This is a genomic window from Caulobacter sp. GW821-FHT10F06, from assembly GCF_058809215.1.
Map to the genome: position 1 here is coordinate 65080 of NZ_JBXASK010000009.1, position 25274 is coordinate 90353.

Annotated in this window: 22 protein-coding genes; 10 read left to right on the forward strand and 12 right to left on the reverse strand. The window is 67.8% G+C overall.

The genetic code is table 11. From position 1 onward, the window contains the following. Nucleotides 1-84: 84 nt before the first annotated feature. From leuB to leuC, 4 genes are all read right to left on the reverse strand, one after another. On the reverse strand, nt 85-1137 hold the full coding sequence (leuB, locus tag AC1RUS_RS19195; RefSeq protein WP_492918183.1) for a 3-isopropylmalate dehydrogenase: 1053 nt from the start codon (nt 1135-1137) through the stop codon (nt 85-87). Nucleotides 1138-1150: 13 nt separating this feature from the next. After that, the gene (locus AC1RUS_RS19200) at nt 1151-1453 is read right to left on the reverse strand and encodes a putative quinol monooxygenase (RefSeq protein ID WP_421739663.1); all 303 of its coding nucleotides are present in this window, start codon (nt 1451-1453) and stop codon (nt 1151-1153) included. 147 nt (nt 1454-1600) lie between these two features. Beyond that, complete coding sequence (leuD, locus tag AC1RUS_RS19205) at nt 1601-2209, reverse strand: 3-isopropylmalate dehydratase small subunit (RefSeq protein WP_492918184.1); 609 nt, start codon at nt 2207-2209, stop codon at nt 1601-1603. After that, entirely contained in the window at nt 2209-3651 is a 1443-nt protein-coding gene (leuC, locus tag AC1RUS_RS19210) for a 3-isopropylmalate dehydratase large subunit (protein WP_492918185.1), read from the reverse strand. Before leuC ends, leuD begins: the two co-directional genes overlap by 1 nt. Before the next feature lie 125 nt (nt 3652-3776). On the opposite strand from leuC, the gene AC1RUS_RS19215 reads away from it, so the two are divergent. Further along, nucleotides 3777-5339, forward strand: a complete 1563-nt coding sequence (locus AC1RUS_RS19215; RefSeq protein WP_492918186.1) for an MFS transporter — start codon at nt 3777-3779, stop codon at nt 5337-5339. A 199-nt stretch (nt 5340-5538) separates the two neighbouring features. On the opposite strand, the gene AC1RUS_RS19220 is transcribed toward AC1RUS_RS19215, so the two are convergent. Continuing rightward, complete coding sequence (locus AC1RUS_RS19220; protein ID WP_492918187.1) at nt 5539-6504, reverse strand: LysR substrate-binding domain-containing protein; 966 nt, start codon at nt 6502-6504, stop codon at nt 5539-5541. 93 nt (nt 6505-6597) lie between these two features. On the opposite strand from AC1RUS_RS19220, the gene AC1RUS_RS19225 reads away from it, so the two are divergent. Continuing rightward, nucleotides 6598-6729 (forward strand): hypothetical protein, encoded by a 132-nt coding sequence (locus tag AC1RUS_RS19225; RefSeq protein WP_492918188.1) that lies wholly within the window; start codon nt 6598-6600, stop codon nt 6727-6729. A gap of 200 nt (nt 6730-6929) precedes the next feature. On the opposite strand, the gene rplS is transcribed toward AC1RUS_RS19225, so the two are convergent. Together rplS and trmD are read right to left on the reverse strand one after the other, a co-directional pair. Continuing rightward, a complete protein-coding gene (gene rplS, locus AC1RUS_RS19230; protein WP_492918189.1) occupies nt 6930-7325 on the reverse strand; it encodes a 50S ribosomal protein L19 in 396 nt (131 codons plus the stop codon). A gap of 4 nt (nt 7326-7329) precedes the next feature. Further along, nucleotides 7330-8067: a tRNA (guanosine(37)-N1)-methyltransferase TrmD gene (gene trmD / locus AC1RUS_RS19235; protein ID WP_492918190.1), complete on the reverse strand. Its 738-nt coding sequence runs from the start codon at nt 8065-8067 to the stop codon at nt 7330-7332. A gap of 157 nt (nt 8068-8224) precedes the next feature. On the opposite strand from trmD, the gene AC1RUS_RS19240 reads away from it, so the two are divergent. After that, nucleotides 8225-9871, forward strand: coding sequence for a TadE/TadG family type IV pilus assembly protein (locus AC1RUS_RS19240; RefSeq protein WP_492918191.1), 1647 nt, complete (start codon nt 8225-8227; stop codon nt 9869-9871). A 58-nt stretch (nt 9872-9929) separates the two neighbouring features. Here the strand turns inward: AC1RUS_RS19240 and AC1RUS_RS19245 are convergent, their stop codons facing one another. Then, entirely contained in the window at nt 9930-10865 is a 936-nt protein-coding gene (locus tag AC1RUS_RS19245; protein ID WP_492918192.1) for an isopenicillin N synthase family dioxygenase, read from the reverse strand. A 178-nt stretch (nt 10866-11043) separates the two neighbouring features. Between AC1RUS_RS19245 and AC1RUS_RS19250 the strand changes: the two genes are divergently transcribed. Together AC1RUS_RS19250 and AC1RUS_RS19255 are read left to right on the forward strand one after the other, a co-directional pair. Beyond that, nucleotides 11044-11718 carry a YiaD family glycine zipper/OmpA-like lipoprotein gene (locus AC1RUS_RS19250; RefSeq protein WP_492918193.1) on the forward strand — a complete coding sequence of 225 codons (675 nt, stop codon included), beginning with the start codon at nt 11044-11046 and terminating at the stop codon, nt 11716-11718. A gap of 83 nt (nt 11719-11801) precedes the next feature. After that, nucleotides 11802-12833, forward strand: coding sequence for a sterol desaturase family protein (locus AC1RUS_RS19255; protein WP_492918194.1), 1032 nt, complete (start codon nt 11802-11804; stop codon nt 12831-12833). A gap of 143 nt (nt 12834-12976) precedes the next feature. On the opposite strand, the gene AC1RUS_RS19260 is transcribed toward AC1RUS_RS19255, so the two are convergent. Together AC1RUS_RS19260 and kefF are read right to left on the reverse strand one after the other, a co-directional pair. Next, nucleotides 12977-14878, reverse strand: coding sequence for a monovalent cation:proton antiporter-2 (CPA2) family protein (locus AC1RUS_RS19260; protein WP_492918195.1), 1902 nt, complete (start codon nt 14876-14878; stop codon nt 12977-12979). Between the two features lie 3 nt (nt 14879-14881). Beyond that, a complete protein-coding gene (kefF, locus tag AC1RUS_RS19265) occupies nt 14882-15466 on the reverse strand; it encodes a glutathione-regulated potassium-efflux system oxidoreductase KefF (RefSeq protein ID WP_492918196.1) in 585 nt (194 codons plus the stop codon). A 111-nt stretch (nt 15467-15577) separates the two neighbouring features. On the opposite strand from kefF, the gene AC1RUS_RS19270 reads away from it, so the two are divergent. Continuing rightward, on the forward strand, nt 15578-16318 hold the full coding sequence (locus AC1RUS_RS19270; RefSeq protein WP_492918197.1) for a CoA transferase subunit A: 741 nt from the start codon (nt 15578-15580) through the stop codon (nt 16316-16318). Next, a complete protein-coding gene (locus AC1RUS_RS19275; protein WP_492918198.1) occupies nt 16318-16959 on the forward strand; it encodes a 3-oxoacid CoA-transferase subunit B in 642 nt (213 codons plus the stop codon). Before AC1RUS_RS19270 ends, AC1RUS_RS19275 begins: the two co-directional genes overlap by 1 nt. Nucleotides 16960-17077: 118 nt before the next feature. Here the strand turns inward: AC1RUS_RS19275 and AC1RUS_RS19280 are convergent, their stop codons facing one another. Further along, nucleotides 17078-18646 (reverse strand): ArnT family glycosyltransferase, encoded by a 1569-nt coding sequence (locus tag AC1RUS_RS19280; protein ID WP_492918199.1) that lies wholly within the window; start codon nt 18644-18646, stop codon nt 17078-17080. 190 nt (nt 18647-18836) lie between these two features. Between AC1RUS_RS19280 and AC1RUS_RS19285 the strand changes: the two genes are divergently transcribed. From AC1RUS_RS19285 to aguB, 3 genes are all read left to right on the forward strand, one after another. Then, on the forward strand, nt 18837-22223 hold the full coding sequence (locus AC1RUS_RS19285) for a TonB-dependent receptor (protein WP_492918200.1): 3387 nt from the start codon (nt 18837-18839) through the stop codon (nt 22221-22223). A gap of 150 nt (nt 22224-22373) precedes the next feature. After that, nucleotides 22374-23375 carry an agmatine deiminase family protein gene (locus AC1RUS_RS19290; protein ID WP_492918201.1) on the forward strand — a complete coding sequence of 334 codons (1002 nt, stop codon included), beginning with the start codon at nt 22374-22376 and terminating at the stop codon, nt 23373-23375. 2 nt (nt 23376-23377) lie between these two features. Continuing rightward, a complete protein-coding gene (aguB, locus tag AC1RUS_RS19295; RefSeq protein WP_492918202.1) occupies nt 23378-24256 on the forward strand; it encodes an N-carbamoylputrescine amidase in 879 nt (292 codons plus the stop codon). Between the two features lie 125 nt (nt 24257-24381). Here aguB and AC1RUS_RS19300 read toward each other — a convergent pair whose 3' ends face one another. Then, nucleotides 24382-25194, reverse strand: coding sequence for an acid phosphatase (locus AC1RUS_RS19300; RefSeq protein ID WP_492918203.1), 813 nt, complete (start codon nt 25192-25194; stop codon nt 24382-24384). Nucleotides 25195-25274 lie beyond the last annotated feature (80 nt).

Below are 25274 nucleotides of genomic sequence, written 5' to 3' on the forward strand. Positions count from 1 at the left end.
TCAGGACGAGGTTTTCTACGGAACGGCTTTTGAAATGGCCCTCACCCGGAGCTTGTCGAAGGGCGAGGCCATGCAGGGTGTCGCCTACAGCTTGGCCAGCACCGCGTCGCCCATTTCCACCGTCGACAGCGAACCGCCCAGGTCGCGGGTGCGGGCGCCGCCGTCCAGCGCCGCCTTGACCGCGCCCAGCAGCGTGTCGGCGGCTTCGGTCTGCTTCAGCGACCAGCGCAGGGCCATCTCGAACGACAGGATGGCGGCCAGCGGATTGGCCAGGCCCTTGCCGGCGATGTCGGGGGCCGAGCCGTGGATGGGCTCGTACAGGCCCGGCTTGCCGGGATCGCCGATGGCGGCCGAGGGCAGCATGCCCAGCGAGCCGGTCAGCATGGCCGCGGCGTCCGACAGAATGTCGCCGAACAGGTTGTCGGTGACGATGACGTCAAACTGCTTGGGCGCGCGCACCAGCTGCATGGCGCAGTTGTCGGCCAGGATGTGCTCCAGCTGGACATCCGGATATTCGCGAGCGTGCAGTTCGGTGATCACCTGCTTCCACAGCAGGCCCGATTCCATCACGTTCGACTTCTCGGCCGAGTGGACCTTGTTGGTGCGGCCGCGCGCCAGCTCGAAGGCCACGCGGCCGACGCGCTCGATCTCGCTGGTGGTGTAGACGGCGGTGTCGAAGCCCTTCTTCTGGCCGTCGGGCAGGTCCTCGATGCCGCGCGGCTGGCCGAAATAGACGCCGCCGACCAGTTCGCGGACGAACATGACGTCCAGGCCCGAGACCAGCTCGGTCTTCAGGCTGGAAGCGCCGGCCAGGGCTTCGAAGCAATAGGCCGGGCGCAGGTTGGCGTAGACGTCCATCGCCTTGCGCAGGGCCAGCAGGCCGGCCTCCGGGCGCAGGTGGCGCGGGGCGTCGGCCCATTGCGGACCACCGACGGCGCCCATCAGCACCGCGTCGCTGGCCAGGGCCCGGTCGCGGACCTCGTCGGTCAGCGGCGCGCCGTGGGCGTCATAGCTGGCGCCGCCATAGATGGCCTCCTCGACCTTGAGGTCCGGGGTCAGGGCGGCGGCCACGCGGCGGACCTGGGCGGTGACTTCGGGGCCGATCCCGTCGCCGGGCAGGAGGAGGAGCGTGGACATCGGGAGGCTCTCTTCAGATTTCGCGGTAGGCGGAGACGTCGAACGACGACATGCGGCGCTCGCCCATGCCTAGTTCGGGCCAGCACGCGCGCCAAGCGGCCATGTGCGGGCTGGCGCGATGGAAGGCCAGGGCGTCCTCGTCGACGAAGTGCTCATAGACCCGGATCAGGCCCGGATCGAGCGGATCCTCGGTCAGGGCGTAGTCCAGGCACCCCGGCTCGGCGCGGCTGCCCTCGACCTGGGCGCGGAGGTGCGGACGCAGGTCGGCCAGGCGTTCGGGCGGCAGGCGGACGGTGCCGGCGAGGATGATGGTCATCTCAGCACTCTCTCCCTTCCCCCTTGATGGGGGAAGGGCGGGGATGGGGGTGAAAGCGGTTCAGGATGTGGCTCGGCCGCGTTCAAGTCCGCTGGCGGTGTCACCCCCACCCCTGCCCCTCCCCCATCCAAGGGGGAGGGAAGAGGTTCAGTGTTCCAACCAAGGCTGCCCAATCGCCCGCTTGCTTTCGTACAGGTCGATGTCCGCGCCGTGCATCATCGTCTCGCCGATGGCGTCCAGGCCCTTGAGCATCTTTTCTTTCCGCACGGGATCGATCTGGAAATTGAAGGTCTTGCCCGACGGCGAGATCACGGTCTGGGCTTCGAGGTCGATGCTGACCATGTGGTTGCCGCCCTTGGCCTCGTCCATCAGGACCGAGACCTCCTCGGGCCGCAGCACCACCGGCAGCAGGCCGTTGTTGAAGCAGTTGTTGTTGAAGATGTCGGCGAAGCCGGTCGAGATCACGCACATGATCCCGAAGTCCATCAGGGCCCAGGGGGCGTGCTCGCGCGACGAACCGCAGCCGAAATTGTCGCCGGCGATCAGCACCGACGAGCCCTTGTACTCCGGGCGGTTGAGCACGAAGTCGGTGATCTCGTTCCCGGCCGCGTCGAAACGGAAGTCGTAAAACAGGCCCTTGGCCAGCCCTTCGCGCTCCACGGTCTTGAGGAACTGCTTGGGGATGATCTGGTCGGTGTCGATATTGGCCAGCGAAAGCGGGGCCGCGCGGCCGTCGAGACGGGTGAAGGCCTGCATCAGACGGTCTCCTCGAGGAAGCTGCGCACGTCAACCAGATGGCCGGCGATCGCCGCCGCCGCCGCCATGGCGGGGGAGACGAGGTGGGTGCGGCCGCCGCGGCCCTGACGGCCTTCGAAGTTGCGGTTGCTGGTCGCCGCGCAGCGCTCGCCCGGCTGCAGCTTGTCGGGGTTCATGGCCAGGCACATCGAGCAGCCCGGCTCGCGCCAGTCGAAGCCAGCGGCCTTGAAGATGGCGTCCAGGCCTTCCTCTTCCGCTTGCTCCTTCACCAGGCCCGAGCCCGGCACGACCATCGCCTTGACGTGCGGGGCCACCAGGCGGCCGTGCGCGAAGGCGTCCTGCACCACGGCGGCGGCCGCGCGCATGTCCTCGATCCGGCTGTTGGTGCACGAGCCGATGAAGACGCGGTCGATGCGGGCCTCGGAGATCGGCTGGCCGGCGGTCAGGCCCATATAGTCCAGCGCCCGGTGGGCGGCGGACCGTTTGTCGGGCGTCGAGAAGCTCTCGGGATCGGGCACGTTGCCGGTCACCGGGATGACGTCCTCGGGCGAGGTGCCCCAGGTGACCATCGGGACCAGGGCCGCGCCGTCGATGACGACGGTGCGGTCGTACACGGCGTCTTCGTCGGTGAAGAAGCTCTTCCAGTGGTTCAGGGCCATGTCCCAGGCCGCGCCCTTGGGGGCGGCGGGCTTGCCCTGGATATAGGCGAAGGTCTTCTCGTCCGGTGCGATAAGGCCGGCCTTGGCGCCGCCCTCGATGGTCAGGTTGCAGAGGGTCATGCGGCCCTCCATCGACAGGCTTTTGACGGCCTCGCCGGCGTATTCGATGACATAGCCGGTGCCGCCGGCGGTGCCGATCTCGCCGATGACGGCCAGGGCGATGTCCTTGCCGGTCACGCCCGGGCCCAGCTGGCCGTCGACGCGGACCAGCATGTTCCTGGCCTTCTTCTGGCGCAGGGTCTGGGTGGCCAGGACGTGCTCGACCTCGGACGTGCCGATGCCGTGGGCCAGGGCCCCGAAGGCGCCGTGGGTCGAGGTGTGGCTGTCGCCGCAGACGATGGTCATGCCCGGCTGGGTGCGGCCCTGCTCGGGTCCCACGACGTGGACGATCCCGTTGCGGATGTCGCCCATCGGGAAGAACTCGATGCCGTTGTCCTTGACGTTGCGGCCCAGGGTCTGGAGCTGCAGGCGCGCCTCTTCGTCGGCCACGGCGTCGACGCCCAGGGCCTGGCCCTCGGTCGGGATGTTGTGGTCGGCGACGGCGAGCGTGCGGTCGGGCCGGCGCACCTTGCGACCGGCCGCGCGAAGGCCTGCGAAGGCCTGCGGGGTCGTGACCTCATGGATGAGGTGCAGGTCGATATAGAGGATCGCTTCGCCGTCCTGTTCGTTGACGACGTGAGCGTCCCAGATCTTGTCGTAGAGGGTCTTGGGTGCGTGGGCCATGATACCCGGGCATCTAGGCCTTGAGGACGGGCTCGTAAAGCGAGGAAGCGCCAAAAATCGACGGCTGTTCGTACAGCGAGCGGTCGTTCGTGCCCCATCGGCTACATGCAAAGGCTTTGCAGCGCATGTTTCTTGCCCCGTCACCGAACCTCACCGAGGAGGACCGCGAGCGCGGCCTGCGACATCTGGTCCTCGAGGCCGGCTACTCCAACGCCGTCACGGCGGTGACCAGCGGGGTGATCCTGACCGCCTTCGCCCTGCATCTGGGGGCGTCCAACACCACCATCGGCCTGCTGGCGGCGGCCGCCTTCTGGGTGCAGCTGCTGCAGGCGCCGGGCGTGCTGCTGGTCGAGAAGTTCCGCACCCGCAAGCGCATCTCGGTGCTGGCCAGCCTGATCAGCCGCTGCGCGCTGCTGGGCATGGCCCTGCTGGCCATCGCGCCCCGCGGCGGGAGCTTCACCCTGGCGGCGCTGGTGGCCCTTCAGGTGTTCTACGGCGCGGTGGCCACCTTCGGCGGCTGCGCCTGGAACGCCTGGGTGCGGGACCTGGCCCCCGAGGCGCGGATGGGGCAGATCTTCGCCAAGCGGACCATCAACGCCACCCTGGTCGGCCTGGTCGCCAGCCTGGCCGCCGCCTTCGCCCTGGACCGCGCGCCGGAGGGCTCGTCCTGGCGGCCGATGGCCTTCGCCGGGCTCTATGTGCTGGGCTTCCTCGGCGCCCTGCTCAGCTGCCGCGAGCTGGCCCTGACCCCCGAGCCGCAGATGCCGGCCCCGGCCGAGCGGGTGAAGCTGCTGCCGCTGCTGCGCGCGCCGCTGAAGGACCTGAACTTCCGGCGGCTGATCGTCTTCCTGGCCAGTTGGCAGTTCGCGGTGAACCTGGCCACGCCCTTCTTCACGGTGTTCTTCGTCAAGCAGCTGGGGCTGAACATCACCTTCGTGGTGATCCTGGGCATGGTCAGCCAGGCCACCAACGTCCTGGCCCTGCGCAGCTGGGGCCTGCTGTCGGACCGCTTCGCCAACAAATCTGTGCTGGCGGTGGCCGCGCCGCTGTTCATCCTGTGCATCGCCGGCATGGTCGGCGCCTCGCAGATCACCGACCGGGTCTGGGTGATGGCCTATCTGGTGGCCCTGCACGCCCTGATGGGCCTGGCCACGGCCGGCGTGACCCTGTCGTCGGGCAATATCGCCATGAAGCTGTCGCCGCGCGGCTCGGCCACCGCCTATATCGCCGCCAACGCCCTGATCAGCTCGGCCGCCGCGGGTCTCGCGCCGGTGCTGGGCGGCATGTTCGCCGACTTCTTCGCCGCGCGTCGGCTGGAGATCCTGCTGCGCTGGACCAGCCCCGGCGACGTCCTGACCCTGATGCCGCTGAGGGTCTCGAGCTGGGACTTCTATTTCCTGATCGCCTTCGTTCTGGGCCTCTACGCCCTGCACCGTCTGTCGCTGGTCACCGAGGCCGGCGAGGTCGACAGCAAGGCCATGGTCGGCGAGGTGCTGGCCCAGGCCCGCCGCGACGTGCGCAACCTCTCGCCGATCGCCGGCCTGAAGCTGCTGACGGACGTGCCGGCCGCGATCCTGCGGGACGAACGGGTGCAGCGTCGCCTGCGCCGGGCCCGCGAGAGCCAGGCCGAACGCGACGCCCGCAAGAAGACGCGTGGAGCGCCCCGACGACGTCGAGCGGCGTCCTGAACCGATTGAGGGCGCGCCCTTGAGCGCGCCCTGTATCGCTTTTGAGTCCAGTGGCGCGGTGCGTCAGCTGAAGCGGGCCACCCCCTGAGAGGGAGCGGTCAGGTAGCCCGTCGCAAGGCGGCGGGGGCGAGGAGGACGGTCCTCCCAAACCGGCGTTCTGTCAAGAAGGGTGCTGTTGCACTCAAGCTTGGTCGTGGAGTCAGATCTTCGGTCGTTGCAGAGGCGAGGGCAGGTCGACGCCTTGGCGGGGCTCCAACGCCGCGTAGCGCGCGACCAGCGGATCGGCGGCGGCCTGGGCCAGGATCCAGTCGCGAAAGGCGACGATCTTGCGCACGCGCGCCCGCTCGGTCGGATAGGCCAGCCAGTAGCCGCCGTTGTAGCGCGTGACGATGTCGAACGGCATGACCAGCCGGCCCTGGGCGATCTCCTGGGCGAAGAAGATCGGCGAGCCCAGCGCCACGCCCTGGCCGGCCAGGGCGCTGGCCACTTCCAGGGCCTGTGCGTCGGCCGCGAGGCGAAGGGGGACGGGATCGCGCTCGACCGCGACGTCGGCGGCCTCGAACCATTCGCGCCACTCGCCCTCGCTGCCGATGCGCGGCGCCCCGACCAGGTCGGCCGGCGTCTTCAGGTCCAGCCTGGCGGCGAGGTCGGGCGCGCACAGCGGCGTCTGGACGGCGGGGATCAGCAGATGCGAGGTCAGGCCCGGCCACTGGCCCTTGCCGCCGCGCAGGGCCACGTCGACCGGCTCACGGCCCAGGTCGATGACACGGCTGGTGGCGTCCAGCCGCACGGCGATCCTGGGATGGGCGATCTGGAAGCCGCCCAGGCGCGGCGCCAGCCACTGGCCGCCCAAGCTCTGGACGGTGGTCACCGCCAGCACGCCCTCTTCGGTCTCCACGAGGTCGGAGACGGCCGAGCGCAGGATCGACAGGGCCTCGGTCGCGGCCCGCGACAGCCGCTCGCCGGCTGGGGTGGGGGCGACTTCGCGCGGCAGGCGGATGAAAAGCGGCTGGCCCAGCCGCGCCTCCAGCGCCTTCACCTGCCAGCTGACCGCCGCCTGGCTGACGCCCAGCTCGTCGGCGGCGCGGGTGAAGCTGCGCAGGCGCGCGGCCGCCTCGAAGACGCGCAGGGCCGCCAGGGGCGTGGTGGAAAGGATATCTGCCATAAGTCGGCCTTATGGATGCCCAAGGAGGCCCCGTTTGTCATCCCGCGCCTGGAGGCCGAAATTCCCCGTCACTAAAAGCCCGAGGAGACGGCGATGATCGACACGGCCTTCAAGACCCATAAGGAAACCCCGTTCGGCTGGGTGCTGGCGATCCAATGGATCGCGGCGGCGCTCAAGGCCCGGCCGACGCCCGAGCGCGTTCGCCATCTGGTGACACTCCGCTGAGCGTTCGCAGTCATGTTCCTGCTCAATTGGCGCGCCGCATCGCGGTCGCCCCTGGGTCCCGGCTCTGCGCTTCGCTACGGCCGGGATGACAAGAATGGGGGCTCGATAAGGCTGCAGCGGAACCGACCTCCACGAGGACCAAGAAAAAAGGCCCCGGCGTTTCCACCGGGGCCTTCTTCATATCTCCGGAGAGACGCGCCTTATTCGGCGGCGTCGCCCTTTTCCTTACGGACGGTCTGGCGCTCGGCGATACGGGCCGACTTACCGCGACGGTCGCGCAGGTAGTAGAGCTTGGCGCGACGGACGACGCCGCGACGCTTGACTTCGATGCTTTCGATGTTCGGCGACAGCAGCGGGAACAGACGCTCCACGCCTTCGCCGAACGAGATCTTGCGGACCGTGAAGTTCTCGTGGATGCCGCTGCCGGCGCGGGCGATGCAGACGCCCTCATAGGCCTGAACGCGCTCGCGCTCGCCTTCCTTGATCTTCACGTTGACGCGCAGGGTGTCGCCCGGCTGGAATTCCGGGATCGCCCGGACGGCCAGCAGACGCGAGGATTCTTCCTGCTCGAGTTGCTTGATGATGTTGATCGCCATGGTCTCAATCTCCTTTGGGCTTACCCGTTTTCGGGCCGCCTTTTGCCTGTTGATTGGCGAGATGCGCTTCCCAGAGATCGGGCCGCCGCTCGCGTGTCGTTTCTTCACGCATACTGTTGCGCCACTGGGCCACCCGCTTGTGGTCGCCCGACAGCAGCACCTCGGGGATATCCAGTCCTTCGAACGTCCGCGGTCTCGTGTACTGCGGATGCTCCAGGAGGCCGTCCTCGAAGCTTTCTTCCAGCGTGCTCTCGATGTTCCCCAGAACCCCCGGGGCAAGTCGAACGCACGCCTCGATCACGACCATCGCCGCCGCCTCGCCACCGGCGAGCACCGCGTCTCCGACCGAGACCTCCTCGAACCCCCGGGCGTCGAGCACCCGCTGGTCCACCCCCTCGAAGCGGCCGCACAGGACGATGATCCCGGGCGTCTTGCTCCACTCTCGAACACGCGCCTGGGTCAGGGGCCGACCCCGGGCGCTCATGTACAAAAGCGGCCGCCCACCGACGTCCACGCTATCAAGCGCGGCGGCGATGACGTCCGCTTTGAGTACCGCTCCCGCGCCGCCACCCGCGGGGGTGTCGTCGAGGAAGCCGCGCTTATCCTTGGAAAAGGGCCGAATGTCCAGTGTTTCCAATCGCCACAGGTCCTGCTCCTTCCAGGCGGTCCCGATCATCGAGACGCCGAGAGGGCCGGGGAAGGCCTCGGGGAACATGGTCATGACGGTGGCGGTGAACGGCATGGGCGCTGTTTAGCGGCAGAGCGGGTCGGGCGAAAGCGCCCGGCGACGGCGATTGTCGAGGCCGGTCAACGGGTCGCGGTCCGTTCACCATCGTCATTGGCGGCTTGTTCACCCTCTTGCGGCAGGGTGAGGGCTCGAAATTCGTCCGGACCTGGTCATGACCGCTCATCGCCCCCTCCAACGCCTGCGCGACCGCCTGTCCGGCGTGCTGCGTCGGCTGCGTCGCGACGAGCGAGGCGCGATCGCCGTGCAGTTCGCCTTCCTGGTGCTGCCGATCACCGTCCTGGCCTTCGGCCTGGTCGACATGAACCGCATCAGCGTCCAGCGCCGCCAGCTGCAGGACGCCCTGGACGCGGCCACCCTGATGGCCGCCCGCTCGACCGCCACCACCGACACCGCCCTCGACACGGTGGGCGACGCCGCCTTCCTGGCCGAGATGAACGGCCTGGGCCTGACGCTGACGGCCAGCAACTCCACCTTCAAGGCCGGCACGGGCAACCGCGTCATCGGCTCGGTCTCGGTGACGATCAAGCCGATCATCTCCAACCTGTGGAGCAGCACCGACCCGACCGTCACCGCCACGTCGGAGGTGGTGCGTTCGGTCAACAAGCTGGAAGTGGCCCTGGTGCTGGACAACACCGGCTCGATGGACAGCAAGCTGGGCTCGGGCGGCAAGAAGATCACCGCCCTGATCAGCGCGTCCAAGTCGCTGGTCGACACGCTCTACGCCGCCGCCGCCCGCGCCTCGGAGACCGACGCGGTGAAGATCGCCGTCGTGCCGTTCTCGATGACCGTCAATGTCGGCTCCAGCTATGCGTCGGCCAACTGGATCACCGGCACGCTGCCGTCGGCCTATGGCTCGGACGTGTTCGCGACCTCGCAGAACCGCTTCACCCTGCACACCCAGACCGGCACCAGCTGGGCGGGCTGCGTCGAGAGCCGGCCGGATCCTTACGACATCACCGACACGGGGCCCTCGTCCAGCACGCCGGCCTCGATGTTCGTGCCGTTCTTCGCGCCCGACGAGCCCGACAGCAACTCGGTCAGCTACACCAGCCGCGGCTGGACCTACTATTATTCGTCCAACAACAACTGGATCAGCTCGGACGGCACCAGCTCGACCGACTGGTTCACGCGCCAGGGCAATGTCAGCAAGTACGCGACCAGCAATAACAGCAAGGTCAGCAGCAGCGCCAAGACCGGCACAAGCATCGGCCCCAACGCCGGCTGCGGCATCACCAGCGTGCTGCGCATGACCAATGTGCGCACCAGCGCCGGCGCCACCACGGTCAAGGACAAGCTCGACGACATGATCGCCTCGGGCAACACCAACGTCGCCATGGGCATGATGTGGGGTTGGCACGCTGTGTCGCCCAACGCGCCGTTCTCGGACGGCTCGGCCTACGGCACGGCCAATGTCAGCAAGGTCATCGTGCTGCTGACCGACGGCGACAACACCAATGACGAAGAAGATAACCCCAATGACTCGATCTACACGGGATACGGCTACATCTGGCAGCAGCGCCTGAAGAACGCCAGCAACGTGGCCCTGACGACCGGCTCGACCGGCACCGAGCGCCGCGACGCCATCGACAGCCGCCAGGCCAAGACCTGCGCCAACGCCAAGGCCAAGGGCGTGATCATCTATTCGATCGGCGTGGGCGTTTCGTCCCACTCCAAGTCGATCCTGCAGACCTGCGCCTCGACCACCGACAAGTATTACGACGTCACCGACTCCGACGAACTGGCGGCGGTGTTCGACGCCATCGCCGGCTCGATCCAGAACCTGCGGATCGCGAAATAACAAAAGGCCCCGCCGGCGATCGGCGGGGCCTTCGATCTTTCAGGCGGCGCGCCGGCCGTTAGGCCAGCTTGATCTCGCGCAGGCGCTGCTGGAGGAACTCGTCGGCGGTGATCGACTCCGGATAGCGGTCCGGGTTCTCCGGCGTCACGCAGCCCGGCAGGGTCTTGATCTCGTAGTCCGACGCGAAGTGCAGGAAGAACGGCGTCGAATAGCGGGCCACGCCCCGGCGTTCCGGCGGCGGATTGACCACCCGGTGCTGGGTCGAGGGCAGGACGTGGTTGGTCAGGCGCTCCAGCATGTCGCCGATGTTGACGACGATGCAGCCCGGCGGCGGGTTGATCGGCAGCCAGTCGCCGTTCTTGTCCAGCAGCTCCAGGCCGCCTTCTTCGGCGCCGAGCAGCAGGGTGATGGTGTTGATGTCGCCGTGGGCGCCGGCGCGGACGCCCGTGGCGTCGATCGGGATCGGCGGATAGTGCAGCAGGCGCAGCACGCTGTTGCCGTTCTCGATGGTCGGCTTGAAGAAGTCGCGGTCCAGCTTCAGGTAGGTGGCGATGGCCTCCAGCACCTTGCCGCCCATGGCGTCGAGTGCGTTGTAGAGCCACGACACGTCATGCTTGAAGGCCGGGATCTCGGCCGGCCAGACATTGTCGGCCATGGTGGCGCGGAAGCGGTGGCCGGGCGGCAGGTCGCGGCCCATGTGCCAGAATTCCTTCAGGTCGTGGTGGGTCGCGCCCTTGGCGGTCTCGACGCCGAACGGGATATAGCCGCGCGCGCCGCCCTTGACGCCGGCATATTGCTTCTTGGTCTCGACCGGCAGGGCGAAGAAGGCCTTGGTGTCGGCGATGGCCGCGTCGATGCGGTCCTGCGGCAGGTCGTATTCCGACAGGACGGCGAAGCCGTAGCGCTCGAACGAGGCGCCGAGCGCCTGGGCGAAGCCGGCGAAATCCTTGCTGTACAGCGTGAAAGAGACCGGTTCGATCGCGGACGTGGACACGGGAGCGGATGCCTTCAAAATTAGTAAGTCGAGACTTACTACACCGGGATGGGAGCCGAGCGAAGACCCGTTCATGCCGGGGTCATGTCGCGCGATGGAACTTGACCATTGAGCGGGCGTTTGCCCTGTCGATGATCCTGGCGTGACCATACGCCCGAAAATACGAAAGACGACGGCCATGATGAAGAAGACCGCGATCGCAGCTCTCTTGATGGGCGCCGCCGCTCTCACCGCTTGCACCACCACCGACCCCTATACGGGCATGCCGGTCCGCAACAACACCGCCACGGGCGCCCTGAGCGGCGCGGGCGTCGGCGCGGTGCTGGGTTATCTGACCAACACCAACAAGGGCGAACAGGGCCGCAAGAACGCGCTGATCGGGGCGGGCATCGGCGCGCTGGCCGGCGGCGCGGTCGGCAACTACATGGACCGCCAGCAGGCCGACTTCCGCCGCTCGCTGGAAGGCTCGGGGGTCATGATCCGCCGCAACGGCGACCAGATCGTGCTGGTCATGCCCAGCGACGTGACCTTCGCGGTCGACAAGTCCGACGTGCAGCCGCAGTTCACCCGCGTGCTCGACGACGTGGCCCGCACGCTGAACGCCTATCCGCAGACCACCATCGACGTGGTCGGCCACGCCGACTCGAGCGGTCCGGACGCCTACAACCAGACCCTGTCGGAGCGTCGCGCCAGCGCCGTGGCCGGCTACCTGACCGGTCCGGGCCGGGTGCTGCAGGACCGCATCTTCGTGGCCGGCATGGGCGAGCGCCAGCCGATCGCCGACAACAACACCGCCGAGGGCCGCTCGCAGAACCGCCGGGTCGAGATCATCCTGCGTCCCGTCACCCAGTAGGTCCCGCGGTTAAACGCGGATTCACGGCCGGTCGATAAGGTCGCCCTCCTCGGTTCTCGAGTGGGGCGACGATCGTCACGGCCATGGACGCGATCCACCTTTCCGACCTGACGGCGATCGCGGCGCGGCTCGTCCATCCGCTGACCCAGTCCCTGCTGGGGCTGGGCTCGACCTTTTCGCTGGCCTCGCTGACGGTCGCCCTGCTGATCGCGGCGGGCCAGATCGTGGGCCGCAGACTTGCCAAGGGGCGGGGTTGGAGCCTGAAGCTGCTGCGCCGGACGCTGTTCCCGCGGTCGCTGTGGCTCAGCCCCTCCAGCCGCGCCGACTTCGGCTTCTTCCTGTTCAACATCTGGGTGGCCGGCGTGCTGCTGGCCGGGGCGCTGTTCTCCGCCGCCTGGATCAGTCGCGCCGTCGCGGGCGGACTGACCGACCTCCTGGGCGCTTCGCCCCTTCGCGGGACGCCGGCGTGGGTTGTCCTGCCGATCGGCACGGTCGCGGCCTATCTGGCCTATGAGCTGGGCTACTGGATCGACCACTATCTCAGCCACAAGGTCCCGGCCCTGTGGGCCTTTCACAAGGTGCACCACACCGCCGAGGTGATGACGCCGCTGACGGTGTTTCGGGTGCATCCGATGGAGAGCCTGAAGTTCCACAACATCGTGGCGCTGACCGTCGGCGCGACCGGCGGTCTCGGCGCCTATCTGTTCGGTCCCGGGGCGCACGAACTGCTGGTGTTCGGCCAGAACGCCATCCTGATCGTCTTCGTGTTCGCGGTGATTCACCTGCAGCACTCGCACGTGTGGATGACCTTTAGCGGGCCGCTGGGCCGCTGGATCATCAGCCCGGCCCACCATCAGATCCACCACTCGGCCAATCCCGAGCATTTCGGCCGCAACCTGGGCAGCTGCCTGACGCTGTGGGACCGGGTGTTCGGCACGCTCCACACGCCCGGCGAGACGCCGCCGCCCGGCCTGACCTTCGGCGCGGTGGCGGAGGCCCCGCACACCGTCACCGGTTGCCTGATCACGCCCTTTGTCGAGAGCCTGGCGGCGATCCGCGCGGCCCTGCCGTCGGCGAGCGATACGGCAGGCCAGACCGCGACACTCGAGGGCTAGTGCGGATCAGCTTTCAGCTGATCCAAGATCTCTGCGCTGTCCAACCAGCACCGTCATTCCGGGCACAAGGCCCGGAATGACGGGATTTATGGGTTGAGCTCGGCGGGGCGTGAAATGCGTTCCGGCTGATTGCAGACCGCGCTCTAGTCCGCTCCCTCGCGCTCGGCGCGTTCGCGCAGTTCCTGCTCCAGGCTGGCGGTGTCCCAGGCCCCGCCGCCGTCGCCGGGGCGCATGCGCTGAAGGTCGGCGGCCAGCAGGCGGTCCATGGTCTTGGCCGCGTCGCGCGAGGCCAGGATATAGGCCTCCTCCTGCCCCCACATCGGCCGCAGCTCCTCGAAGCTGTGCAGGTCGTGGCGGCGGAAGATCGCGCCGGCCCGGTGCGCGCGGTGGGCGCGGAAGCCCAGCTTCTGCAGGGCGGTGGTGCCCAGCGACAGGGCCGCCTCGAAGGTCTCGCGCTCGACCGCGTCGGCGCCGTTGGCCAGCAGGTCGTAGGCGTGGCGGCGGTCCCAGGCCCGGGCTAGGATCACCAGGTCCGGGAAGGCCTTGCGGGCGGTCTCGACCAGCTCGACGGTCTTTTCCCGGTCGTCCAGGGCGACGATCAGCATCCGGGCCCGCTCGATGCCGGCGGCGCGCAGCAGGTCCATCCGCGTGGCGTCGCCATAGTGCACCCGGCGGCCGAAGCGGCGCAGCAGGTCGATCTGCTCGATGTCGCTGTCCAGCACCGTCGAGCGGAAGCCGTTGGCGGTCAGCAGGCGGCCGGTGATCTGACCGAAGCGGCCGAAGCCGGCGATGATGATGTCGGGCTCGCCGTCCTCGAAGTCGCCGGTGTCGGGGACCTTGTCGGGGATGGCCGCGTCCATCAGGGCCGCGACCCGCTCGTAGAGGATCATGGCCAGCGGCGTCAGGGCCATCGACACCGCGACGGCGGCGGTCAGCAGGGCCGCCAGGGTGGCCCCGATCACGCCGGCCCCAACCGTGAAGGTCAGCAGCACGAAGGCGAATTCGCCGCCCTGGGCCAGGGCCGTGGCCACGGCGGCGGCCCCGCGCAGGGGCGCGCCGAACAGGCGGGCCAGGCCCAGCAGCACGAGGAATTTCAGGATCATCAGGCCCAGCACCAACCCGATCAGGGTCAAGGGCTGGCTGGCGATCAGGGGCAGGTCGACGCCGGCGCCGACGGTGATGAAGAAGAGGCCCAGCAAGAGGCCGCGGAAGGGCTCGATGTCCGTTTCCAGCTCGCGGCGGAACTCGCTTTCGGCCAGCACGACCCCGGCCAGGAAGGCCCCGAGGGCGGGCGACAGGCCGACCATCTGCATCAGGCTGGCCACCGCCACCACGATCAGCAGGGCCGAGGCGGTGAAGATCTCGCGCAGGCGGGCCTTGGCGATGAAGCGGAAGAGGGGGCGCACCAGATAGCGGCCGCCGCCGACCACGGCCGCCACGGCTCCGAACACCGAAAGGCCCTGGGCCCAGATCGGCAGGTGAGCGACCAGGCTAACGCCGTGACCGGCCGCCGCGGCGTGGGCCGGCGGGGCGACGGTGGCCAGCAGCGGCAGCAGGGCGAACATCGGGATCACCGCCAGGTCCTGCAGCAGCAGGATGCCGAACGCGGCGCGGCCGACGGGGCCTTGCCGCAGGCCCTTCTCGTCGAGGGTCTGCAGCACGATGGCCGTCGAAGACATGGCCAGGACCATGCCGACGGCCAGGGCCGTCTGCCAGGGCAGGTCCAGCAGCATCGCGGCGCCGGCGATGGCCACCGTCGTGCCGACCACCTGCGCGCCGCCGAAGCCGAAGATCGCCTTGCGCATGTCCCACAGGGTCGAGGGCTGGACCTCCAGCCCGATCAGGAACAGCAGGATGACGACGCCGAACTCGGCGAACTTCATCACGTCGGCCTGGGCGCCGATCAGCGACAGGGCGTGGGGGCCGATCAGAACGCCGGCGATCAGGTAGCCGAGCACCGAGCCCAGTCCCAGGCGCTTGGCGATCGGCACCGAGATCACGGCCGCGCCGAGATAGCAGAGGGTCTGGGTGAGGAAGGATTCCATCGATCAGACCTCCGTCTTGGCGGGCAGCAGAGACATGACCCGCGCCTTGTAGCGCTCGGCCTCGGCCTTCAGGGCGATGTCGTCCTTCACGGCTGCGCCGTGGACCACGAACGGCGTCTCCCAGACCATGCCGCACAGATGGGCGGTCTGCTCCAGCGGGCGCAGGAACTCGTCCATGCTGAAGCGATTGTAGCCGTGCGAGTGATAGGCCTTGGCGCTGGCCCCGGTGGTGCAGGCCACGAACAGGCGCTTGCCCTGCAGGGCGACCCCGTCATGGCCGTAGGCGAAGCCGTGCAGCCAGACCAGGTCCAGCCACTCCTTCATCAGGGCCGGGGTCGAGTACCAGTAGAGCGGGAACTGCAGGGCGATGACGTCGTGGGCGACCAGCGAGGCCTGCTCGGCCTCGATGTCGATCGCGAAGTCCGGATAGGTCTCGTAGAGGTCGCGGAAAGTGACGCACGAAAGGCTCTTGGCCGCCTTGGCCAGGGTCCGATTGGCGCGAGACCGTTCAAGCGCCGGATGGGCCAGGACCAGCAGCACCCCGGAGGTGGCGGGCGTCGCGGAGCCGGTGTTAGCGTCAGGTGTCACGCGGACTCTCCGAGGGTCGAAAATTTATTCATCAAAGGTTGAATTTCCTCAGCGCCCGGGCGAAACCCTTCGCCGAACACCGGGACGCCAGATACCGGACACGGAGGACCCATGGTCGACAAGATAAGCAAGGACGCCGCCTCGGCCCTGTCGGGGCTGTTGTTCGACGGCATGACCATCATGGCGGGGGGCTTTGGTCTCTGCGGCATTCCGGAAAACCTGATCGCGGCGATCCGCGAGACGGGCGTCAAGGACCTCACGGTCGTCTCCAACAATTGCGGCGTCGACGGTTTCGGCTTGGGCATCCTGCTGGAGAACCGGCAAATCAAGAAGATGGTCTCGTCCTATGTGGGGGAGAACAAGCTGTTCGAACAGCTCTACCTCAGCGGCGAGCTCGAGTTGGAGTTCAATCCGCAGGGAACCCTGGCCGAACGCATCCGCGCCGGCGGGGCGGGCATCCCGGCCTTCTTCACGCGCACCGGCGTCGGCACCCTGGTAGCCGAGGGCAAGGAAGTGCGCGACTTCGACGGCGAGCTCTATGTGATGGAGCGCGGTCTGGTCGCGGACCTGGCCATCGTCAAGGCCTGGAAGGCCGACGCCGAGGGCAACCTGATCTATCGAAAGACGGCCCGGAACTTCAATCCGATGATGGCCACGGCCGGCAAGGTCACGGTCGTCGAGGTCGAGGAGATCGTCGCCATCGGCGCGCTCGACAAGGACAACATCCACACGCCCGGCATCTATGTCGACCGCGTGTTGAAGGGCGCGAAATTCGAAAAGCGCATCGAGCGGGTCACCACCCGACCGAGGGAAGAAAAAGCCGGCCAGGAAACCGCTGGGGAGACCGTCTGATGGCCTGGACCCGCGACGACGTCGCCGCCCGCGCGGCCAAGGAGCTGCGCGACGGCTTCTATGTGAACCTGGGCATCGGCATCCCGACCCTGGTGGCCAACCACATTCCCGAGGGCATGTCGGTGACGCTGCAGAGCGAGAACGGCATGCTGGGCATGGGTCCCTTCCCCTATGAGGGCGAAGAGGACGCCGACCTGATCAACGCCGGCAAGCAGACGATCACCGAGCTGGATTCGAGCTCGTACTTCTCGTCGGCCGACAGCTTCGCGATGATCCGCGGCGGGCACATCGCCCTGTCGATCCTGGGCGGCATGCAGGTGGCGGAGAACGGAGACCTGGCCAACTGGATGGTGCCTGGCAAGATGGTCAAAGGCATGGGCGGGGCCATGGACCTGGTCGCCGGCGTCAAGCGCGTGGTGGTGGTCATGGACCACTGCGAGAAGTCCGGCGCGCCCAAGCTGCTCAAGCGCTGCTCGCTGCCGCTGACCGGCGCGGGCGTGGTGGATCTGCTGATCACCGAGCTGGGCGTGTTCGAGATCAATCGCGGCAAGACGCCGGTGAAGCTGATCGAGCTGGCGCCCGGCGTGACCGTGGATGAGGTCAAGGCCAAGACCGAGGCCGCGTTCGAGGTGGCGGTCTAGCTTGGCGGAGTTGCCCCCTCCGCGCTGACGCGCTCCTCCCCCATAGGGGGAAGAGAAGGTCGGCGCGGCTCTTCTTCCCCCTATGGGGGAGGAGGGGCGCGAAGCGGCCCGGAGGGGGCTAGTGCGCCGCTCGCTTAGGCTCCGGCGGCAGCCCCGTCACCGGATCCCGCGGCAGCGGCTGGAAGCCCTCGGCCACGAAGAGGTCGGTGCGGCGGGTGTGCTTGCGGTCCAGGCCGATGCGGACGATCTGCAGGCCCGAGCTTTTCGCGAAGTCCTGCTCGATCTCGGGCCGGTAGCCGCCCTCGAAGCTGGCGATCAGGGCCCGGCGGCCGAAGGCGGCGTTCAGCGGCGCCTCGGTCTCGGCCTGGTTCTGCGGCCGGGCCTCGTGCACCCACATCTTCAGCGGCGGCGCGCCCGGCTTGCCGAAATAGTCGCGGCCGTAATAGGCGGTGGCGTTGAACACGAAGCGGTCGTCCATGGCCACGGCGGTGAGGCCGCCATGGGCCTGCTCCTCGCGAGCGCGCTCGACGATGGCCTGGACGCTCTGCTCCCAGCCGCGCACGCGCTTGAAGCTGTTGGCCGCGCCCAGGCTGTCGCCGACGCGGGGCTTGATCATGATCACCATGAACACCGCGCAGAAAACCGCCTGGATCGCGACCCCGGCGATCAGCCAGCGGCGGGCGTTCCAGCGCAACAGCCAGGCCGCCGCCAGGATCGAGCCGGCGATATAGGCCACGCCGGCCCAGTTGGCGTTGGCGCGCGAGACGAAGGCCTGGGCGCCCACGGTCAGCAGCGGCGGCAGGACCAGGCACAGCATCAGCTTGTCGGCCGGCTCCAGCCTGCGGCGCAGGCCAAGGCCGATGGTTCCGCCCAGCAGGACCGCGAACGGCACGGGGCCGAAGACGCCGAACTGCGAGCCGATGAATTCGATCAGTTCACGGATGTTGAACAGCGACTTGGCGTTCCAGTTGGCGTTCGAGGCCGTGTGCTCCAGCGTCGCGAAATGGTGGGTCAGGTTCCAGACTAGGTTGGGCGTAAAGACCAATGCCAGGGCGGCCAGGGCGGCGGCGGCCATCGGGATCGTCCAGACCTGGCGGGCCTCCTTCGAGGCGGCCAGGTGGGCGGCCAGACCGGCCAGCACGTAGACGGCGGCGTATTTCGACAGGAAGGCCAGGCCCAGGGCCGCGCCCAGGCCGGCGGCCAGCGGCAGCTTCCGGCGGACTTCGGCCAAGGGCAGCTCGACATAGGCCCAGATCGTCAGGGACAGGAAGAACAGCAGAGGCGCGTCGGTGGTGATCACGCCCGACGACAGCTGGATGCCCGGCATCAGGGCGTAGAAGGCCGCGGCGGCGAGACCCGTCCATTCGTCATAGAGCCGCCGGGCGATGCGGCAGATCACCAGGGCGGTGCAGGCGTGCAGCAGCGGCGCGGCCAGCCGCACCCAAGGCTCGGCGTCGCCGCCGATCCCGGTGGTCGCCCAGATCAGCCAGGCGATCATCGGCGGCTTGGAGAAATAGCCGAACGCCAGCTCGCGCGACCACAGCCAGTACTGGGCTTCGTCCGGATAAAGCTCGAACGGCGTGGCGAACAGGGCGACCAGCCGAAGGATCGTCAGCACGCCGATCAGACCCAGGGTCAGGCGCCAGGCGCGGCCAGGAGAGGCGGCGATTTCGCGGGAGGATGTCATGGCCCCCTCCTTATCCAAGTAAGGGAAAACTGACTAATTCTTCCGCAGGCGATCTCATTTGTGACGGTTTCGGGGCGATCGTGGCCTTTCCGTCACCAAACCTTCGAAATGAATCGCTAAGGATCGGCAAAACTTGTGGTGCGATGTGTCTCTTGTGCGTCGAGAGCGTGCCAAGAATGAGGGGATTGCAATGATTTCGATGAAAAGGCTTGCCGGCGGGGCGGCCCTGACGGTGCTGGCCATGGCCGCCACCAGCGCGGTCTACGCGCAGGAAACGACCTCCGCGATCCGCGGTCAGGTCACGGACAACGGCGTTCCTGTCGCCGGCGCCACCGTCACCATCACCCACAAGCCCACCGGCACGGTCGCGACGACGCTGACCGGTTCGGACGGCATCTATCTGGCGCGCGGCCTGCGCGTTGGCGGTCCGTACGCCATCGCCGTAGCTGCGCCGGGCCAAGCCCCGATGACGGTCGAGATCGCCTCGGTCGGCGTTGGCGACCCGGTCGGCGTCGACGTCGAAGTCAACGCCCAAGCCGTTTCGGAAGTCGTGGTCACCGCCGGCTCGGTCGACAAGACCAAGAACAACGGCCCGACCACCCGCTTCACCCGCGCCGACCTGGACGCCCTGCCGTCGCTGAAGCGCGACCTGAAGGACGCGGCGCGCCTGAACCCGTTCATCACGCTGGACCCGACCAACCTGGACGCCGTGATCGCCGCGGGCACCAGCAGCAAGTTCAACAGCCTGACCATCGACGGCGTTAAGCAGAACGACGACTTCGGTCTGAACAACAACGGCTACCCGACCCAGCGCGGCCCGATCTCGACCGACGCCGTTCAGGCCCTGTCGGTCAACCTGGCTCCGTTCTCGGTCATCTATAACGACTTCCAGGGCGCCAACCTGAACGCCGTGACCAAGTCGGGCACGAACACGTTCCACGGCACCGCCTTCGGCGAGTACTCGAACGACAAGTACATCGGCGACAGCGTGCGCGGCACGAAGGTCACCAACGACTTCAAGGAAAAGTCCTACGGCGCGACCCTCGGCGGCCCGCTCTGGAAGGACAAGCTGTTCTTCTTCCTGTCGTACGAGAACTTCGAAGCCGACCGTCCCGTGCAATCGGGTCCGATCGGTTCGGGCCGTCCGGTCATCGCCGGCAACCCGACCCTGGGCACCTACATCACCTCGGCCCAGCTGACCCAGGTCCAGGACATCCTGGCCACCACCTGGGGCTATGACTTCGAGAAGAACAACTCGATCCTCAACCTGAGCAGCCTGCCGGAAGAGGACGTCAAGAAGCTCGCCAAGTTCGACTGGAACATCACCGACAAGCATCGTCTGGCGGTCACGATCCAGGACACCGACGGCACTCGCCAGATCGAAGGCAACCGCAGCTCGACCACCCAGCTGCAGATGTACGGCGGCTACTACACCAAGGGCGACCACCTGCGCGTCTACACCGGTCAGCTGAACTCGCAGTGGACCGACAACCTGCGCACCGAGCTGGTGGTCTCCAAGAAGGAAGTCAACACCATCCAGGATCCGCTCGGCGGCTGCGCCGGCGACGGTTCGGCGGCGGGTGACGAGACCTGCGAATTCGGCCAGTTCGGCATCGGCGCCGTCCCGGGCGTCGCCGGCACCGCGACCCGCATCCTGGCCGGTCCGGACACCTCGCGTCACGCCAACTCGCTGAGCAACACGGTCAAGACCTATCGCGGCCGCGTGTTCTACGAACTGGGTCAGAACTCGTTCATCGCCGGCGCCGAGCGCGAAGACATCAGCGTCTACAACCTGTTCGGCCAGAACACCGAAGGCACCTTCGCCTTCAACTCGATCGCCGACCTGGCCAGCAAGACGATCTTCTCGCTGACCTACCAAGGCGCCATCGTCGACGCCAACGGCGACGGCGTGCGCAACGAGAAGGACCTGGCGGCTGCGTTCGACTTCAAGTCGACCAACCTCTACTTCGAAGACTCGCTGCGCGTGACGCCCGATCTGACGATCGCGGCCGGCTTCCGCTACCAGTACTACACCCAGAACGATAAGCCGCTCGCCAACCAGAACTTCATCAACCGCTACAAGTTCTCCAACAGCGAGAACCTGGACGGCCGCAACATCGTCCTGCCGCGCGTCAGCTTCAACTGGACACCGGAATTCGACGCGATGCACGTCAGCCGCGTCAACCTGAACGGCGGCTTCGGCCTGTTCTCGGGCGGTTCGTCGACCGTGTGGCTGTCCAACAGCTACTCGAACACCGGCGTCCTGGGCGCGACCGTGTCCTGTACCCGCGGCTCGACCAGCACCAGCTGCGGCGCGGCCAACGGCACCACCGACGCGGTCGTCCTGGACTCGATCACCTCGGGCTTCGACATTCCGTCGACCGTCGAGAACCTCCTCGACCCGACCAAGGCCTCGATCGTCAACATCCAGCGCTCGGCCAACGTCAACGCCCTGGACCCGAACTTCAAGCCGATCTCCACCTGGAAGACCACGCTGTCGTTCGGCGCCGATCTGGACCTGGGCATCTTGGGCGACGGCTACCGCCTGGGCGTCGACGCCATCTACTCGGACGTCAACAACGCCATCCTCTGGAAGGATTACCGCGCTGGCCTGACCCCGGTCGCCTTCGCGCCTGACGGCCGTCCGATCTACAACCGCCAGGCCGAACGCGGTCTGCTGGTCGCCGGTTCGGGCACCGACACGGGCGCCGACTACGTCCTGACCAACACCAAGAAGGGCTACCAGAAGTCGGCGGCCATCAGCCTGTCCAAGAGCTTCCCGTTCGGCATCGACGCCAGCGGTTCGGCGACCTGGGTTCGCGCCAAGGACGTCAATTCGGGCACCAGCTCGACCGCTTCGTCGAACTTCGGCCAGGTGGCGACCTACGACCTGAACAACCCGGCGCTGGCCACCTCGAACTACCAGATCAAGTACTCATACAAGGGTCGCCTGAGCTGGAAGCACGCCTTCTTCGGCGACAACAACACCGGCTTCAACGTGTTCATGGAACGCCGCGCCGGCCTGCCGTTCAGCTATACGTTCCTGACGTCCTCGACGACGGCGATCAACAGCCTGAACACCTTCGGCGACGCCGCCAGCGGCCGTCAGCTGTTCTACGTCCCGGCCACCGACTCGTCGGGCAACGTGACGGCGACCAGCGACTCCAAGGTCGACCTGTCGGCCGTGGACCTGGTGAAGTTCAACGACTTCCTCAAGCAGACGGGCCTGATCAAGTACGCCGGCAAGATCTCGCCGCGTAACGGCTTCAAGTCGCGCGACGTCACCCGCGTCGACCTGCGCTTCACCCAGGAACTGCCGGCCTTCTTCCCGAACGCCGCCAAGCTCCAGGCCTATGTCGACATCATCAACTTCGGCAACATGCTCAACGACAAGTGGGGCGTGGTCGAGCAAGTCGACTTCCCGTACACCTCGCCGGTCGTCTCGACCTCGATCGTCGGCAACAAGTACGTCTACTCGGGCACCAACTACCAGACGAACCAGAAGACCATCTCGAACTCGGATGCTCCGAACCGTTCGCTGTGGCAGGTGAAGTTCGGCCTGAAGTACAGCTTCTAAACCCAGTCCAGACTGGCGTTGGAAGGAAGGGCGGCCCCGCAAGGGCCGCCCTTTTTCTTTTGTCGTACGCATTTGCTAGAACCGATGCTTGACCCCCGGTCCTCCAGGGGCCATCTGCGCCGTCCGTTTTTGATCAGGCTTTTAAGAACCATGACCCCGACCGTTCCCGCCGAGTGGGCGCCGCACCGCGCGATGTGGGTGGGCTTTCCCAGCCACGCCGAGCTCTGGCAGGAAGACCTCGAGGTCGCCCAGAAGGAAGTGGCCGACCTGGCCCGCGCCCTGGCCGGCCCCGGGGCCGAGCGCGTGCGCCTGATGGTGGTCGGCGACGAGGCCGAGGCCGCCGCCAAAGCCCTGCTGGGCGACACCAGCGTCGAGATCGTCCGCGGTCAGTTCGGCGACATCTGGCTGCGCGACACCGGGCCGATCTTCGTGGAGACCCCGAACGGCGCCTCGGCGGCCGGCTTCGAGTTCAACGGCTGGGGCGGCAAGTACGACCTGGAGGGCGACGACATCGTCGCCGAGCAGATCGCGGCGGCGTCCGGCGTGGCCCTGGCCCGCAACGGCTTCGTGCTGGAGGGCGGCGCCCTGGACCACGACGGCCTGGGCACCATCCTGACCACGCGCCAGTGCCTGCTCAACGAGAACCGCAACGGCGACTGGGACGAGGCCAAGGCCTCGGCGGCCCTCGCCAAGGCCCTGGGCGCCAAGAAGGTGCTGTGGCTGGGTGACGGCCTGCTGAACGACCACACCGACGGCCATGTCGACAACCTGGCCCGCTTCGTCGCGCCGGGCGTGGTGGCCTGCCCGATGGCCTTCGGGGCCGACGACCCCAACGCCGAGGTCTATGCCGACACCGCCCGCCTGCTGGCCGGCATGACCGACAGCCGTGGCTCGCCGCTGCAGGTCGTGCGCATCCCCTCGCCGGGCAAGATCCTCGACGAGGACGGCGAGCCGATCCCGGCCTCGCACATGAACTTCCTGATCGCCAACGAGGCGGTGATCGTGCCGATCTACGCCGAGGAGTCGGGCGCCTTCGCGGTCGAAGTGATCAGCGGCCTGTTCCCCGAGCGCGAGGTCATCGGCCTGCCGTCCACCGCGATCCTCACGGGCGGTGGTTCGTTCCACTGCATCAGCCAGCAGGAGCCCGCGTAAACATGGCCCGCACGCTCAGCGTCGCCGCGATCCAGACCTCGTACGGCATGGATCTGCAGGCCAACATCAAGAAGACCGAAGGCTTCATCCGCGAGGCCGCCGCCGGCGGCGCGCAGGTGATCCTGCCGTCCGAGCTGTTCCAGGGGCCGTATTTCTGCGTGGCGCAGGAAGAGCGCTGGTTCGCCGAGGCCCATCCGTGGCGCGAACATCCGGTGGTCAAGGCCATCGCGCCCCTGGCCGGCGAGCTGGGCGTGGTGATCCCGATCTCGATCTTCGAGAAGGAAGGCCCGCACTATTTCAACAGTCTGGTGATGGCCGACGCCGACGGCTCGTTGCTGGGCCTCTATCGCAAGAGCCACATCCCCGACGGCCCAGGCTACATGGAGAAGTACTATTTCCGGCCCGGCGACACGGGCTTCAAGGTCTGGGACACCCGTTTCGGCCGCCTGGGCGTCGGCATCTGCTGGGACCAGTGGTACCCCGAGGCCGCCCGCGCCATGGCCCTGATGGGCGCCGAGGCCCTGTTCTATCCCACCGCCATCGGCAGCGAGCCGCATGACGCCAGCCTCGACACGGCTCTGCCGTGGCGGCGGGCCATGCAGGGCCACGCCGTCAGCAACGTGATCCCCGTCGTGGGCGCCAACCGCATCGGCTTCGAGCCGTGGGAAGGCTATCCCAACGGCGGCCAGCGGTTCTACGGCTCGTCCTTCATCGCCGACCATCGCGGCGACCTGGTCAGCGAACTGGGCCGCGACGACGAGGGCCTGGTGGCCTCGACCTTCGACCTGGACTTCCTGCAGACCCACCGCGCGGCCTGGGGCTTCTTCCGCGATCGCCGGCCGGAGCTGTACGGGGCGCTGGCGAGCGGGCGGCCGGCTTAAGGCGGGCGCTCGCCCCCTCCGGATGCTGCGCATCCTCCTCCCCCATAGGGGGAAGATGAGTCGCGCCGACCTTTATCTTCCCCCTATGGGGGAGGACGACCGCGAAGCGGTCAGGAGGGGGCGAGTCAGCCGCCACACCCCGCCGGCGCGCCCGTCGCCCGTGACGCCGCCACCTCGGCCTTGGCCGTGGCCAGGTCCGCCTGGAACGCCGCGTCGTTGTGCAGGCGCGAGACCATGGCCGAGCCCAGATAGCGGCCGGCCTCGATGTCGCTCTGGAAGTGGACGCCGCAGACGATGCGGCTGTCGCCGAACGCCCGGCCGCGCGCCAGGATCTTGCTGGTCTGCTGGGGCGCGACCTCCGAGATCACCAGCGCCCACGACCAGCCGATCATGCCGTGGCCCGACGGATAGGAGCCGTCGGTGTCGATCCAGGCCTCGCGCGGCACGCAGATCGGCTTCTTGTTGCCCACCGGCGGCCGGGCGCGTTGATAGGCGGCCTTCGCGGGCTGATAGATCGTGCTGGCGTCACTGGTCATCCGCAGCAGCATCCGCGCCAGGGTCGGGGTCGCCTCGGGCCCGATGGTCACACCGGCGGCGCAGGAGAAGCTCTTGAAACCCTCGCGCCCCGTGAGGTCGGCGTCGGCGATGGCCTGCGTCCAGGCGGGCGTGTTGACCAGCTTGCGCGTCTCGTTGAACCGCGCCCGGTCGGCCTTGCCGCGCGGCGAGTCCGGGGTGGGCGGCGGGCCGACCACCAGGGCGCCGTCGAGACCTGCGTCCGCGCCCAGATAGCCAGCCGGCGGCTTGGTCCAGCTGGAGGTCCCGGCCGCCATCTGCGGGGCGGCGGGCTTTGAGAACACGTCCCGCACGGGCTCCAGCGCCGAGCATCCGGTGATGAAAACGCCGGCGACAGCCAGGGCGGGGAGCAGGGCGCGTGGCATGGATGCACTCCATTCGATCAATCGCCCACAGAACGATAGCGACCCGGCGCGTCAAGCGAGAAGCGTGTTGACGACTCGAT

Bases quoted from the DNA above. Each gene is read 5' to 3' on its own strand.
- AC1RUS_RS19280 (WP_492918199.1), bottom strand. From the start codon at position 18,646: ATGACATCCTCCCGCGAAATCGCCGCCTCTCCTGGCCGCGCCTGGCGC.
- rplS (WP_492918189.1), bottom strand. From the start codon at position 7,325: ATGGCGATCAACATCATCAAGCAACTCGAGCAGGAAGAATCCTCGCGT.
- AC1RUS_RS19275 (WP_492918198.1), top strand. From the start codon at position 16,318: ATGGCCTGGACCCGCGACGACGTCGCCGCCCGCGCGGCCAAGGAGCTG.
- AC1RUS_RS19270 (WP_492918197.1), top strand. From the start codon at position 15,578: ATGGTCGACAAGATAAGCAAGGACGCCGCCTCGGCCCTGTCGGGGCTG.
- AC1RUS_RS19260 (WP_492918195.1), bottom strand. From the start codon at position 14,878: ATGGAATCCTTCCTCACCCAGACCCTCTGCTATCTCGGCGCGGCCGTG.
- AC1RUS_RS19225 (WP_492918188.1), top strand. From the start codon at position 6,598: ATGATCGACACGGCCTTCAAGACCCATAAGGAAACCCCGTTCGGCTGG.
- AC1RUS_RS19250 (WP_492918193.1), top strand. From the start codon at position 11,044: ATGATGAAGAAGACCGCGATCGCAGCTCTCTTGATGGGCGCCGCCGCT.
- AC1RUS_RS19290 (WP_492918201.1), top strand. From the start codon at position 22,374: ATGACCCCGACCGTTCCCGCCGAGTGGGCGCCGCACCGCGCGATGTGG.
- AC1RUS_RS19220 (WP_492918187.1), bottom strand. From the start codon at position 6,504: ATGGCAGATATCCTTTCCACCACGCCCCTGGCGGCCCTGCGCGTCTTC.
- AC1RUS_RS19300 (WP_492918203.1), bottom strand. From the start codon at position 25,194: ATGCCACGCGCCCTGCTCCCCGCCCTGGCTGTCGCCGGCGTTTTCATC.
- aguB (WP_492918202.1), top strand. From the start codon at position 23,378: ATGGCCCGCACGCTCAGCGTCGCCGCGATCCAGACCTCGTACGGCATG.
- trmD (WP_492918190.1), bottom strand. From the start codon at position 8,067: ATGCCGTTCACCGCCACCGTCATGACCATGTTCCCCGAGGCCTTCCCC.
- leuC (WP_492918185.1), bottom strand. From the start codon at position 3,651: ATGGCCCACGCACCCAAGACCCTCTACGACAAGATCTGGGACGCTCAC.
- leuB (WP_492918183.1), bottom strand. From the start codon at position 1,137: ATGTCCACGCTCCTCCTCCTGCCCGGCGACGGGATCGGCCCCGAAGTC.
- AC1RUS_RS19285 (WP_492918200.1), top strand. From the start codon at position 18,837: ATGATTTCGATGAAAAGGCTTGCCGGCGGGGCGGCCCTGACGGTGCTG.
- leuD (WP_492918184.1), bottom strand. From the start codon at position 2,209: ATGCAGGCCTTCACCCGTCTCGACGGCCGCGCGGCCCCGCTTTCGCTG.
- AC1RUS_RS19255 (WP_492918194.1), top strand. From the start codon at position 11,802: ATGGACGCGATCCACCTTTCCGACCTGACGGCGATCGCGGCGCGGCTC.
- AC1RUS_RS19200 (WP_421739663.1), bottom strand. From the start codon at position 1,453: ATGACCATCATCCTCGCCGGCACCGTCCGCCTGCCGCCCGAACGCCTG.
- AC1RUS_RS19240 (WP_492918191.1), top strand. From the start codon at position 8,225: ATGACCGCTCATCGCCCCCTCCAACGCCTGCGCGACCGCCTGTCCGGC.
- AC1RUS_RS19215 (WP_492918186.1), top strand. From the start codon at position 3,777: ATGTTTCTTGCCCCGTCACCGAACCTCACCGAGGAGGACCGCGAGCGC.